The sequence below is a fragment of the Streptomyces sp. NPDC048507 genome (genome assembly GCF_043199995.1).
Taxonomy (GTDB): Bacteria; Actinomycetota; Actinomycetes; order Streptomycetales; family Streptomycetaceae; genus Streptomyces.
In genome coordinates this window covers 216582-229171 of the sequence record NZ_JBICWZ010000009.1, presented here as the reverse complement: position 1 = coordinate 229171, position 12590 = coordinate 216582, and the positions used below count along the sequence as shown (strand labels likewise).

At 75.9% G+C, this 12590-nt stretch carries 11 protein-coding genes; 7 read left to right on the top strand and 4 right to left on the bottom strand.

Annotated features, from left to right (window positions below; all coding sequences use genetic code 11):
• Positions 1–148: 148 nt before the first annotated feature.
• Together ACGFXC_RS25070 and ACGFXC_RS25065 are read left to right on the top strand one after the other, a co-directional pair.
• A complete protein-coding gene (locus tag ACGFXC_RS25070; protein WP_393716298.1) occupies positions 149–2686 on the top strand; it encodes a beta-glucosidase in 2538 nt (845 codons plus the stop codon).
• A 58-nt stretch (positions 2687–2744) separates the two neighbouring features.
• On the top strand, positions 2745–3416 hold the full coding sequence (locus ACGFXC_RS25065) for a DedA family protein (protein ID WP_393716296.1): 672 nt from the start codon (positions 2745–2747) through the stop codon (positions 3414–3416).
• 38 nt (positions 3417–3454) lie between these two features.
• On the opposite strand, the gene ACGFXC_RS25060 is transcribed toward ACGFXC_RS25065, so the two are convergent.
• Entirely contained in the window at positions 3455–4015 is a 561-nt protein-coding gene (locus tag ACGFXC_RS25060) for a gamma carbonic anhydrase family protein (RefSeq protein WP_393716294.1), read from the bottom strand.
• 133 nt (positions 4016–4148) lie between these two features.
• Here ACGFXC_RS25060 and ACGFXC_RS25055 point away from each other — a divergent pair, with 133 nt between their 5' ends.
• Complete coding sequence (locus ACGFXC_RS25055) at positions 4149–4895, top strand: acyltransferase (RefSeq protein WP_393716292.1); 747 nt, start codon at positions 4149–4151, stop codon at positions 4893–4895.
• 44 nt (positions 4896–4939) lie between these two features.
• Here the strand turns inward: ACGFXC_RS25055 and ACGFXC_RS25050 are convergent, their stop codons facing one another.
• Positions 4940–5806, bottom strand: coding sequence for an EamA family transporter (locus ACGFXC_RS25050; RefSeq protein ID WP_393716291.1), 867 nt, complete (start codon positions 5804–5806; stop codon positions 4940–4942).
• Positions 5807–5913: 107 nt separating this feature from the next.
• On the opposite strand from ACGFXC_RS25050, the gene ACGFXC_RS25045 reads away from it, so the two are divergent.
• Entirely contained in the window at positions 5914–6504 is a 591-nt protein-coding gene (locus ACGFXC_RS25045) for a helix-turn-helix domain-containing protein (protein ID WP_393716391.1), read from the top strand.
• 6 nt (positions 6505–6510) lie between these two features.
• On the opposite strand, the gene ACGFXC_RS25040 is transcribed toward ACGFXC_RS25045, so the two are convergent.
• Positions 6511–6924, bottom strand: a complete 414-nt coding sequence (locus ACGFXC_RS25040) for a CoA-binding protein (protein ID WP_393716389.1) — start codon at positions 6922–6924, stop codon at positions 6511–6513.
• 86 nt (positions 6925–7010) lie between these two features.
• Between ACGFXC_RS25040 and ACGFXC_RS25035 the strand changes: the two genes are divergently transcribed.
• The 3 genes from ACGFXC_RS25035 to ACGFXC_RS25025 all read left to right on the top strand — a co-directional run bounded on the left by ACGFXC_RS25035 (position 7011) and on the right by ACGFXC_RS25025 (position 12075).
• Positions 7011–7640 (top strand): YigZ family protein, encoded by a 630-nt coding sequence (locus ACGFXC_RS25035; protein ID WP_393716289.1) that lies wholly within the window; start codon positions 7011–7013, stop codon positions 7638–7640.
• A 203-nt stretch (positions 7641–7843) separates the two neighbouring features.
• A complete protein-coding gene (locus tag ACGFXC_RS25030; RefSeq protein ID WP_393716287.1) occupies positions 7844–9067 on the top strand; it encodes an exonuclease SbcCD subunit D in 1224 nt (407 codons plus the stop codon).
• Complete coding sequence (locus ACGFXC_RS25025; protein WP_393716286.1) at positions 9064–12075, top strand: AAA family ATPase; 3012 nt, start codon at positions 9064–9066, stop codon at positions 12073–12075. The genes ACGFXC_RS25030 and ACGFXC_RS25025 overlap by 4 nt, the downstream gene beginning before the upstream one ends.
• On the opposite strand, the gene ACGFXC_RS25020 is transcribed toward ACGFXC_RS25025, so the two are convergent.
• The gene (locus ACGFXC_RS25020; protein WP_393716284.1) at positions 12065–12511 is read right to left on the bottom strand and encodes an Lrp/AsnC family transcriptional regulator; all 447 of its coding nucleotides are present in this window, start codon (positions 12509–12511) and stop codon (positions 12065–12067) included. The genes ACGFXC_RS25025 and ACGFXC_RS25020 overlap by 11 nt on opposite strands.
• Between the last annotated feature and the right edge of the window lie 79 nt (positions 12512–12590).

Genomic DNA, 12590 nt, shown 5'->3' with positions numbered 1-12590 from the left:
CTCGACGGCGGCCCCGCGCCCCGGCCGCCGCAGGGCTGAACCTCGGCCCGCCGGGGCGCGTCCCGGCCGGCCCCGGCGCGTGGGCGGCGCACAGTGGCCCGGGGAGCGGTCCGGCGCGGGCCGCTCCCGTCGGCCCCAGGGAGCGCCGTTGCACCAGCCCGGGCACCAGCCCGTCTCCAGACGGTTCACGATCCGGCTGCTCGGCGCGCTGGGCGCCGCCGCCGGACCGCTGCTCGGCGCGACGGGCTGCGTGGCCACCGTGCCGCCCGGCGCCCTGCCCCGTACGCCGGCCCCGGCGCCGGCCGCCGCGGGGAGGGCCGCGGGCGGCGGGGCCGCCGCCGGTGCCCGCATCGACGCCCTGCTGGAGCGGCTCACCCTCGACGAGAAGACCGCCCTGCTGCACGGCGCCCCCGACCCGGCCCCGCTGGGCCAGGCCGGATACGTACCCGGCGTGCCCCGCCTGGGGATCGCGCCGCTGCGGATCGCCGACGGCCCCGCGGGGGTCCGCGTCACCGGGCCCGCCACCGCGCTGCCCGCGCCCGTCCTGCTCGCCTCGGCCTTCGACCCGGCGCTGGCCCGCGAGTACGGCCGGGTCCTGGGCCGCGAGGGCCGCGCCCTGGGCCAGGACGTGCTGCTGGCACCGGCGGCCGGCCTCATCCGCACCCCGTACGGGGGACGCAACGCCGACAGCTTCGCCGAGGACCCCCGGTTGACCGCCGACCTCGTCGGCGAGGTCGTCCGCGGCATCCAGGACGAGGGACTGATCGCCGCCGTCACCGGCTTCGCCCTCGCGAGCCAGGAGCAGGGCCGCGACACCCTCGACGTCATCGCGGACGAGCAGACCCTCCACGAGACGGGGCTGCGCGGCTTCGAGGCCGCGGCCGCCGCCGGAGCGGGCGCCGTGGCGGGCGCCCACCACAAGGTGAACGGCGCCCACGCCTGCGAGAACCGGCCGCTCATCGAACACGTACTGCGCGGCCTGTGGGGCTTCGACGGCTGGGTGCTGTCCGACCGGGACGCCCCCCACGGCACCGTCGCCGCGATCACGGCGGGCCTCGACATGGAGCTGCCCTCCGGCACCCGCTTCGGCGCACCGCTGCTCCGGGCGGTACACGGCGGCGCGGTCCACGAGGAGGCCGTCGACGCCGCCGTGCGCCGGATCCTGACCACCATGGACCGCTTCGGGCTGCTGGCCCCGCGCCCGCCCGCCCGGCCCGCCCGCGACCCCGCCGCCGGGGCCCGCACCGCACGCAAGGTGGCCACCGCCGGAGCCGTGCTGCTGCACAACGTCCGGGGGACCCTGCCCCTGACCGGGGCCGCCGCCCGGTCCCTGGCGGTGATCGGGTCCACCGCACGCTTCCCCCGCACCGGCGGGGGCGGCGCGCGGGTGCCTTCCGGTCGGGCCGAATCCCCGCTCACCGCGATCGAACGGCGGGCCGGGAAGGGCGCCACCGTCCACTACGCCCTCGGCGAGGACGTGTACGGACGGCCCCTCCCGGCGGCGTCCCTGACCCCCGCCGTCGGCCTGGAGGACCGGACGGTCGCCCCCGGCCGCACCTGGAGCCACGACGCCCGTTTCACCCTGCCCGCCGAGGACGAGTGGACCCTGCTCGTCCACCACACCGGAGCCGGGCCGCCGTCCGTACGCCTCGACGGCAAGGAGCTCTTCCCCGGGCTCCAGGACCCCGCCGCCCCGGGCGGCGGCCTGCCGGCGACCGCCCCCGACGGCATGGCCGTCCGCCGCGCGACCGTCCGGCTCGCGGCCGGAACGCACCGCCTGCAGGTCGGCGCCCGGGGCGGAGCCGCCGGCCGGCGCTTCCGGCTGCGGCACACCACCCGCGCCACCCGGGCCGCCGACCTCGCCGAGGCGGTGGCGGCCGCCCGCCGGGCGCACAGCGTGGTGCTGTTCGCGTACGAGGAAGCCACCGAGGGCCGGGACCGCGCCTCGCTCGGGCTGCCCGGCGGCCAGTCGGGGCTGATCGAGGCCGTCGCCGCCGCCAATCCCCGCACCACGGTGGTCCTGAACACCCCGTCCGCGACGGCCATGCCCTGGCTCGCCCGTACCGGGGCCGTCCTGCTGATGTACCACCCGGGCCAGGAGGGTGCGGGCGCCACCGCCGACGTCCTGTTCGGGGACGCGGACCCGGGCGGCCGGCTGACCCAGACCTTCCCGGCCGACGGGCGGGCGACCCCGGTCGCCGGGGACCCCGTGCGCTACCCCGGCGCGGGCGGCAGGCTGGAGTACGCCGAGGGCGTCCACGGGGGCCACCGCTGGTACGACGCGCGGCAGGTGGCCCCGCTGTTCCCCTTCGGGCACGGGCTCTCGTACACCACCTTCGCCTACGCGGATCTGGCCGTACGCCCCGAACACGGCGGCCTGCGCGTCGAGTTCACCGTCCGCAACACCGGCCGCCGCCGGGGCGCCGAGGTGGCGCAGGTGTACGTCGGCCCGTCCGCGGAGCTGCGGGCCGAACAGCCCGCGCGCGCCCTCGCCGGATACCGGCGGCTGGTCCTGGAGCCGGGGGAGTCCCACCGGGTCACCCTCGACGTGGACGCGCGGACCCTGTCCTCCTGGGACCCGCGGCGGCAGGCGTGGGTGGCGGGTTCAGGCCCGCGCGAGGTGTTCGCCGGTCGTTCCTCCCGCGAACTCCCGCTGCGGGGGAAGGCTGTGGTGAAGAGCGGATAGGCTGCCCGTTCGGCGTTGTCACGGGGGCGCGCCGGTGAGGACTCGGGAGGACGTTCCGGTGCACATCCAGGAATGGCTGGAGACGATTCCGGCGATCAGTGTCTATCTCCTGGTGGGCCTGGTCATCGGACTGGAGAGCCTCGGCATCCCGCTGCCGGGGGAGATCATCCTGGTCAGCGCGGCCCTGCTGGCCTCGCAGCAGGGCCACATCGACCCCGTGGTGCTGGGCCTGTGCGCGATCGCGGGGGCGATCGTCGGCGACTCCATCGGGTACGCGATCGGCCGCCGGGGCGGCAAGCCGCTGCTGGAGCGCCTCGGCCGGCGCTTCCCCAAGCACTTCGGGCCCGAACACGTGGCCCTGGCCGAGCGCTCCTTCGACAAGTGGGGCATGTGGGCCGTCTTCTTCGGCCGCTTCGTGGCCCTGCTGCGGATCTTCGCCGGCCCGCTGGCCGGCGTGCTGCGCATGCCGTACTGGCGGTTCCTGATCGCGAACGTCCTCGGCGGCATCCTGTGGGCCGGCGGCACCACGGCCGTCATCTACAGCGTCGGCATCGTCGCCGAGCCGTGGATCAAGCGGTTCTCCTGGCTGGCCCTGGTGGTGGCCGTGCTCATCGGGCTCACCGTGACGCTGGTCCTGCGGCTGCGCGTCAAGAAGGCGGCCGCCGCCGTCCGCGAGGAGACGGCGGCGCGGACCGAGCAGGCCGCGGCCGCGGCGGTCACCTCCGACTGAGGTCCGCCGCGGCGCCCGCGCCGGCCCCCGTACGCCGCTCAGGCGTCCGGGGTCACCGAGGCGCGGTGCTGCGCGGCCAGCTCGTTGTACATCAGGGCGTTGACCTTGATGCCCTCGCGCTCCTCCGCCGTGAGCTCCCGCCGCACCTTGGCCGGCACGCCCGCGACGAGCGAGCCGGGCGGGACCACCATGCCCTGCGGGACCAGGGCCTGCGCGGCCACCAGCGAACCGGCGCCGATCACGGCCCCGTTCAGCACGGTCGCGCCCATCCCGATCAGGCAGTCGTCCTCCACGGTGCACCCGTGCACCACGGCGTTGTGCCCGATGGACACGCGCGCGCCGATGGAGACCGGGAAGCCGGGGTCCACGTGCACCGTGCAGTTGTCCTGCACGTTGCTGTCCTCGCCGAGGGTGATCGGGCCGCAGTCGGCGCGCAGCACCGCCGAGTACCAGACGCTCGCGCCCGCGGACAGGGTGACGTCGCCGACGACGACGGAGGTCGGGGCGGTGAAGGCCGCCGGGTCCACGGTCGGCCGCCGGTCGCCGACGCCCGCGATGAGTCCTGCCTGGCCTTGGTGTGGCTGTGCCTGATGCGCCATGGTCACTTCCCTCTGGTTCCGTTGTGCCGCGCTACGGGCACCGTAGGGCACGCGCCGCCGAGGTCCGGCGATGGGGTGAAGATCACAGGGAGGCGGCCGGGCCGTCCGGGGCGGCGGCCACTACCGTGGCCGGGTGCCGAAGAACCGGAACACGTATCCATCGCTGACGGCCCTGCGCCGCCGGGTCGCCAGCCGTGCGGTGCACGCGGGCTGGCGCTGGATGCAGCGGGCGGGGGCGGTCACCGCGCAGCACCCGGGGCGGCTGCGCTTCGGCGCGATCGGCGAGGGCACCCGGCTCGGCTTCCCGCAGGGCACTGTCTTCGGCGAGCCGTGGATCCGGCTCGGCGCGCACTGCATCATCGCGGAGCAGGTCACCCTGACCGCCGGGATGATGCCGGACCTCGACCTCGGACCCGATCCGGTGCTGGTGCTCGGCAACGGGGTGGTGCTGGGCCGCGGCAGCCACGTCATCGCCGACACCCGGATCACCATCGGCGCCGACACCTTCTGCGGTCCCGGGGTGTACATCACCTCCACCAACCACAGTTACGACGACCCGCACGAGCCCGTCGGCAGGCAGTGGCCCCGCAGCGAGCCGGTGGAGATCGGGCCGGGCTGCTGGCTGGGCACCGGCGCGGTGATCCTGCCGGGGGCGCGGCTGGGCCGCAACGTCGTGGTGGCCGCGGGAGCCGTCGTCCGCGGCGAGGTGCCCGACCACGCGGTGGTGGCGGGCGCGCCGGCCAGGATCGTGCGCCGCTGGGAGCCCGAGACCGGCTGGCAGCCCCCGCTGCGCACCCCGGCCCCGGTGCCGATCCCCGACGGGATGACGCCGGAGCAGTTGCGCGGGCTGGCGCTGCTCGCGGAGGCCGAACAGGCCTGAGGGCCGGTCCGCGGGGCCCGTCCCGGGGCGCCCCTCCGGCGGGGTCAGCCCGCCGCGAGCAGGACCGTGCCCGCGAGGGCCAGTCCGGCACCCGCCGCCTGGATCCCGCGCAGCCGTTCCCTGAGCACTGCGAACGCGGCGAACGCCGTGACCACCGGGTAGAGCGAGGACAGTACGGCGGCCACGGTCACCGGGCCGTTCTGGGCGGCGACGGAGTAGGTGCCGTTCGCGGCGACGTCCGCCAGGCCGACGAAGGCCAGGGCCGGCAGCAGGCTCCACAGCAGGCGCGCGCCGGTGCCCTCGGGCAGCGCCGGAGTGCCGCGCCGGACCTGCGCCCACAGCGCGGCGCCGCCCACGGCGACGTTGGTGACCCGCTGGACGAAGAGCGCGAGGAACAGGCCCGTCAGGGTGGTGGAGGCCTGTGCGATCAGGGCCATGACCGCGCCGAACCCGAAGGCCGCGAGCAGGGTCAGTACGACGGCCTGCCGCTGCACGGGGGCTCCGCGCAGTTCGGGGCCCCCGGCGAGGACGATGCCGACGAGGGCCACCGCGATGCCCGCGACCTGGCCCGCGCCGGGCCGTTCGCCCAGGGCCAGCCCCGCCCCGACCGGTACGACGACGCCGATCGAGCCGAGCGGGGAGACCACTCCCATCGGGCCGAGGGCGAGCGCCTTGTAGAAGGCGAGCATGGCCGCCGGCCCCACCAGCCCCGCACCCACCGCGAACCACAGCTGCGGCCCGGTCTCCCGCCAGGCGCCGGTGGCGATCACGATCGTCCCGAGGACCAGGACGGCGACGACCTGGGAGACCACGACCACCGTCAGCGCCGGTATCCGGCGGGTCAGCAGCCCGCCGCCGAAATCGGCGAGGCCCCACAGCACGGCTGTGGCCAGGGCGAACAGGGCGGTCATGGCAGGACCTCGCAGTACAGTTCGGTGAACGGTGGAGTGCAGCATCGAATACACCGCAGGTTAGTTCAGTCTATTGAACTGTGTCATCCAAAATATTGGACGGAATGGTGTCGGATCTCGAACAGCTCACCCAGGCGCTCGCCCGGAACCTCAAACGGTGGCGCGGTGAGCGCGGCTTCACCCTGGACGCGCTGGCGGCCCGCGCGGGGGTGAGCCGCGGCATGATCATCCAGATCGAGCAGGCCCGTACGAACCCCAGCGTGGGCACCACGGTCAAGCTCGCGGACGCCCTCGGGGTGAGCATCACCACCCTGCTCGACTACGAACGCGGCCCACAGGTGCGCGTGGTGGCGCCGGGGCAGGGGGTACGGATGTGGTCCAGCGGGGCGGGCAGCGAGGCGCGCATGCTGCTCGGCGACGACCGGCGGGGGCCGGTGGAGATGTGGACCTACCGGCTGGAGGCCGGCGACGGCACGGCCTCCGACCCGCACCCCGCGGGCACCTTCGAAATGCTGCACGTGACGGCCGGGGAGCTGACGCTGGAGGTCGCCGACGACCGGTACGTCGTTCCGGTGGGCGGGGCCGTCTCCTTCGAGGCGAACGTGCCGCACGCCTACCGGAACGAGGGCCCGGCGGCGATGGTCATGACCATGGCGGTATCGATCCCGCCGGTCCGGGGCACGGGCGCGACCGCCTGACGCCGGCTACAGGGCGGGGATCTCGATGGCGGGGCAGCGGTCCATGACCATGTCGAGCCCCGCTTCGCGGGTCCGGGCGAAGGCGGCCTCGTCGACCACGCCCAGCTGGAACCAGACGGCCTTGGCGCCCGCCGCCACGGCCTCGTCGGCCACCGCGCCGGCCAGCGCGCTGTTCACGAAGACGTCCACCACGTCCACCTCGAACGGAACCGCCGCCAGCGAGGCGTACCCCGGCTCCCCGTGCACCGTCTCCGCCTTGGGGTGGACGGGCACGACGCGCTTGCCGTACGCCTTCAGCACCCGGGCCACGCCGTAGGCCGCCCGGTCCTCGTTGTTGGACAGCCCCACCACGGCCCAGGTGTCGCCGAGTTCGGTGAGGATCTTGCGGATGGTCGCGGGGTCGCCCTGGTCGCCGTACACGTGTGCCGCCTCCTGCTGCTCGGACCGCTCTGGTCTGCTCACCCCAACGAAAAGGACAGGTGTCCGATTCCCCGTAGGCTGGAGCGGTGAAGGCAGACCAGTACGTGACGGTGGCCCGTGAGGGGACGCACGAATCCGAGATCAACCGCTCGCGGTTCCTGTGCTCGCTCGCGCCCGCGGCGACCGAGCGGGAAGCGCAGGAGTTCGTCGCGCGCGTCCGCAAGGAGCACCCCGCCGCCTCGCACCACTGCTACGCCTACGTGATCGGCGCCGACGCCTCCGTCCAGAAGGCCAGCGACGACGGGGAGCCCGGCGGAACCGCCGGGGTGCCCATGCTGCAGATGCTGACCCGGCGCGACATCCGCTACGCGGTGGCCGTCGTCACCCGGTACTACGGCGGGGTGAAGCTGGGCGCCGGCGGGCTGATCCGGGCCTACGGAGGGGTCGTCGGCGAGGCCCTCGACGCCCTCGGCACCGTCACCCGCCACCGCTACCGGCTGGCCACCGTCACCGTCGACCACCAGCGGGCCGGGAAGACCCAGAACGACCTGCGCTCCACCGGCCGGACGGTGCTCGACGTGCGCTACGGCGAGGCCGTCTCCCTGGAGATCGGGCTCCCGGAGGCGGAGGTGGAGGCCTTCCGGGCCTGGCTCGCCGACGTCACCGCCGGAACCGCGGGCTTCGAGCTCGGCGGAGAGGCCTACTCCGAAGGATGAGCCGCGGGGGGCGGGGGAGCGGGGCGGGGACGGGTTAGCCTGGAGGGTCGCCGCGCAGCCGGGCGGCCGCACGCCCGCGGGCGGCGGATCCCCGGCGCCGCAGCGACGGGCGGGTGCGGGACGAGAGCGTGCGGGACCGGGCGGCGAGCGGCCGGCCGGCGCGCGGACACGAGGAGAGCTGGCGTGCGGGTCGGAGCGGTCGAGTGAAGTTCCTGCACACCTCCGACTGGCACCTGGGCCGGTCCTTCCACCGCGTCAACCTGCTCGGCGCCCAGGCCGCCTTCGTCGACCACCTCGTCGCCGCCGTCCGGGAGCACGCGGTCGACGCCGTCCTCGTCGCCGGGGACGTGTACGACCGGGCCGTGCCCCCGCTGCCCGCCGTCGAGCTGTACGACAGGGCCCTGCACCGCCTCGCCGACCTCGGCGTGCCGACGGTGATGATCTCCGGGAACCACGACTCGGCCCGCCGCCTCGGTGTCGGCGCCGGGCTGATCGGGCGGGCCGGCATCCACCTCAGGACGGACCCCGCGGGCTGCGCCGATCCCGTGGTGCTGGCCGACGTACACGGCGACGTGGCCCTGTACGGGCTGCCGTACCTGGAACCGGCGCTCGTCAAGGACGAGTTCGGAGCGGCCGGAGTCAGCCACGAGGCGGTGCTGGGCGCGGCCATGGACCGGATCCGGGCCGACCTGGCGGGCCGGGCGCCCGGCACCCGCTCCGTGGTCCTCGCACACGCCTTCGTCACCGGCGGGCAGGCCAGCGACAGCGAGCGCGACATCGCCGTCGGCGGGGTCGAGTCCGTATCCGCGGAGGTCTTCGACGGGGTCGACTACGTGGCCCTCGGCCACCTGCACGGCTGCCAGACGGTGGGCGAACGGGTCCGCTACTCCGGTTCCCCGCTCGCCTACTCCTTCTCCGAGGCCGACCACCGCAAGACCATGTGGCTGGTCGACCTGGGCCCGGCCGGGGAGATCACCGCCGAGCGCCTCGACACCCCCGTCCCGCGCCCGCTCGCCCGGCTGCGCGGCCGCCTCGCGCAGCTCCTCGACGATCCCGCCCTGGACGGCCGCGAGGACAGCTGGATCGAAGCCACGCTCACCGACCCGGTCCGCCCCGAGGACCCGATGGCCCGGCTCACCGCCCGCTTCCCGCACACCCTCAGCCTCGCCTTCGACCCCGAGGGCCGCGAGGAGGACGCCGCGGCCTCCTACGCCCAGCGCCTCAAGGGCCGCAGCGACCAGGAGATCGCCGAGGACTTCGTCGCCCACGTGCGCGGCGGCGGCAGCGCCGACGAGGCGGAACGGGACGTCCTGCGCGGGGCCTTCGCCGAGGTCCGCGTCCAGGCCGCCCGCGAGGAACACGCCCCGGGCGGGGAACACGGCCCGGGCGCCCAACCCGCCTCCGGGGGACGGGGAGACCTGCGATGAGGCTGCACCGGCTGGAAGTCACGGCCTTCGGACCCTTCGCCGAACCCCAGCGGATCGACTTCGACGTCCTGTCCGGCGCCGGGATCTTCCTGCTGCACGGCCCCACCGGCGCGGGCAAGACCTCCGTCCTCGACGCCGTCTGCTACGCCCTCTACGGATCCGTGCCCGGCTCCCGCCAGGCCCCCGGCACCACCCTGCGCAGCGACCACGCGGCCCCGGGCACCCCCACCGAGGTCACCCTCGAACTCACCGCGGGCGGCCGCCGCCTGGAGATCACCCGGCGCCCCGAACAGGACCGCCCCAAGAAGCGCGGCGCCGGCACCACCAAGGACAAGGCCCAGAGCCGGCTGCGCGAGCACACCGGCGCCGGCTGGAACTCCCTCAGCCGCTCCCACCAGGAGATCGGTGAGGAGATCGAGCAGCTCCTCGGCATGAGCCGGGAGCAGTTCTGCCAGGTGGTGCTGCTCCCGCAGGGGGAGTTCGCCCAGTTCCTGCGGGCCGGGGCCGAAGCGCGCGGCCGACTCCTCGGGCGGCTCTTCGACACCCGCCGCTTCGCCGCCGTCGAAACCCTCCTCGCCGAGCGCCGCCGGGCCGCCGAGGCCAAGGTGCGGACCGGCGACGAGAAGGTGCTCGCCGCCGCCCAGCGGCTCGCCCAGGCCGCCGGGGACAGCGCCGACCTGCGGGCCTGGCCGCTGCCCGCGCACCAGCCGGGCGACCCCGGCCTCGCGGAGGCCGTCCGGGCCTGGGCGGCCGTCGCCCGCTGCTCCGCCCGGGAGCGGCTCACCGTCGCCGAGTACGCGCTCGCCGCCGCCGAGGGACACCACCACGCGGCCCGGCGCGCCGCCGAGGACGCCCGGGAACTGGACCGGCTCCAGCGCCGCCACGCCGAAACCGCCCGCCGGGCCGCCCTGCTGGAGGCGGCGGCCCCCGAGCGCGAGCGGGTACGGGGCCTCCTGGACCGGGCCCGCCGGGGCGCCCTCGTGGCCCCCGCCCTGGAACTGCGCGGGGCCGCGGCCGCCGCCCACCTCACCGCCGCGCACGCCGAGACCCTGGCCCGGGCCGAACTCCCGCCGCCCCTGGCCGGAGCGGGCACCGACCAGCTCGCCGCCGTCGAGCAGCGGCTGCGGGAGGACCTCGGCGCCGTCGGGGCCGCCCAGCGCGCGGAACAGCGCAGTGCCGAGATCGGCCGTGAGCGGGCCACCCTGGAGCGGGAGTCCCGGGACGCCGAGGAGCAGCACCAGGAGTCCGCCGAGTGGCTCGCCCGCTGGGACGCCACCCGGGCCGCCCTCCAGGACCGGGTCGACGCCGCGCAGCAGGCCGCCACGCTGGCCGAGCAGCTCGCGGGACGCCTGGAGCCCGCCCGCATGCAGCTCACCGCCGCCCGTCGGCGCGACGGCCTGGCCGCCGACGCCGAGGGCGCCCGCGCCGAGCTGGCCGGCCTGCGCGAGGAGTCGTACGCCGCCCGGGAGCGCTGGCTGGAACTGAAGGAGGCCCGGCTGCGCGGCATCGCCGCCGAACTGGCCGCCGCCCTCACCGCCGGGCAGCCCTGCGCGGTGTGCGGGTCCGCCGAGCACCCGGAACCGGCCCGCCCCGCCGCCGGGCACGTCGACCGGGCCGCCGAGGACGCCGCCCACGCCCGCTCCGAGGAGGCCGAGGAGCGCAGGGCCGCCGTCGAGCGCCGCCTCGCCGCCCTGGGCGAGGCCGAGGCCGAAGCCGCGTCCGCCGCCGGGGAGGCCACCACCGCCGCGCTCCTCGACCTCACCGCCGACCTGAGCGCCCGGCACGCCGCCGCCCACGCGGACGCCGCCGCGCTGCACACCGCCCGCGAGCGCCTCGCCCGCGCCGGACGGGAGCACGACGCGCGCAGCTCCGACCGGCTCGACTCCGAACGCCGGGCCGCCGCCCGCGCCTCCCGGCGCGAGGCCCTGGACCGGGAGCAGGCCTCCCTCGAAGCCGAGCTGGTCCTCGTACGGGGCGACTCGCCCAGCGTGGCCGCCCGCGCCCGCACCCTGGAGGACCGGATCCGGATGGTCACCGGCGCCGCGAACGCGCTGCGCCGGGCCGAGGTCACCGCCGCGCGGCTGAAGGAGGCCGACGACCAGCTGGCCGACGCCGCCTTCAAGGCCGGGTTCGAGACGGTCGAGGCGGCCGCCGACGCCGTGCTGCCCGAGTACGAACGCACCGCCCTCCAGCACCGCGGCGACGCCTGGCAGGCCGAGGAGGCGATGCTCGCCGACCGCCGCGCCGAGCGGGACACCGCCGCGGCCGCCGCCCTGCCCCCGGCCGATCCGGACGGCGCCGGGGCCGCGGAGGAACGTACCGCCACCCGGCTGCGCTCCGCGGGATCGGCCGTCGACGCCGCCCGCGTGCGCTGCGCCGAGCTGGACCGGCTCTCCCGCCTGGCCGGCCAGGAGCTGCGTGCGCTGGGCCCGCTGCGCGAGGCGTACGAACGGGTGGCCCGCCTCGCGGGGCTCACCGCGGGCACCTCCGCCGACAACGAGCGCAAGATGCGGCTGGAGGCTTACGTGCTGGCCGCGCGGCTGGAGCAGGTCGCCGCGGCCGCGACGGTCCGGCTGCTGCGCATGTCGGGCGGCCGCTACACCCTCGTCCACTCCGACGCCCGCGCGAGCGGACGAGGGCGCTCCGGTCTGGGGCTGCACGTCCTGGACGCCTGGACCGGCAGCGAGCGGGACACCGCCACCCTGTCGGGAGGCGAGACCTTCTTCGCCTCCCTCGCCCTGGCGCTGGGCCTGGCCGACGTCGTCACCGACGAGGCGGGCGGCATGCGCCTGGACACCCTGTTCATCGACGAGGGCTTCGGCAGCCTCGACGACCAGGCGCTGGACGAGGTGCTCGACGTCCTCGACTCGCTGCGCGAACGCGACCGCAGCGTCGGCATCGTCAGCCACGTCGGCGACCTGCGCACCCGGGTCCAGGCGCAGCTGGAGATCGTCAAGCAGCGCGGCGGCTCGGTCGTGCGCCACCGTACGGCGGGGGTCACGGACTGATCGGACGCCGGGCGAGCGGGGACGAGTAGACGACGCTGGTGGTGACGGGTCCCAGGCCCGAGATCCGGCCGGTGATCTCCTCAAGGTGCGCCATGGAGCGGGCCGCCACCTTGAGGACGAAACAGTCGTCCCCCGTGACGTGGTGGGCCTCCAGGATGTCGGGGGTGGCGTCCAGGAAGTCGTGGAACGGCTTGTAGTTGCCGTGCGGATAGCGCAGCCGCACCAGGGCGAGGATGGCCTTGCCGAGCTTCTCGGCGTCGACCACCGCCGTGTAGCCGGTGATGATCCCGGCCTCCTCCAGGCGGCGGACCCGCTCGGTGACCGCGCTCGCGGACATGGAGACGGTGCGCGCCAGCTCGGTGAAGCTGGCCCGGCCGTCCTGCTGGAGGGCGGCGAGGATGCGCCAGTCGGTGGCGTCGGGGGAATAGTCGGTCATGGCCCAGGTCTAGCAGGGGAATCCCCGGTGGAACAAGGCGAAGGCCGTGGAAGTTCCCTTCATGAATGGATCAAGGGTT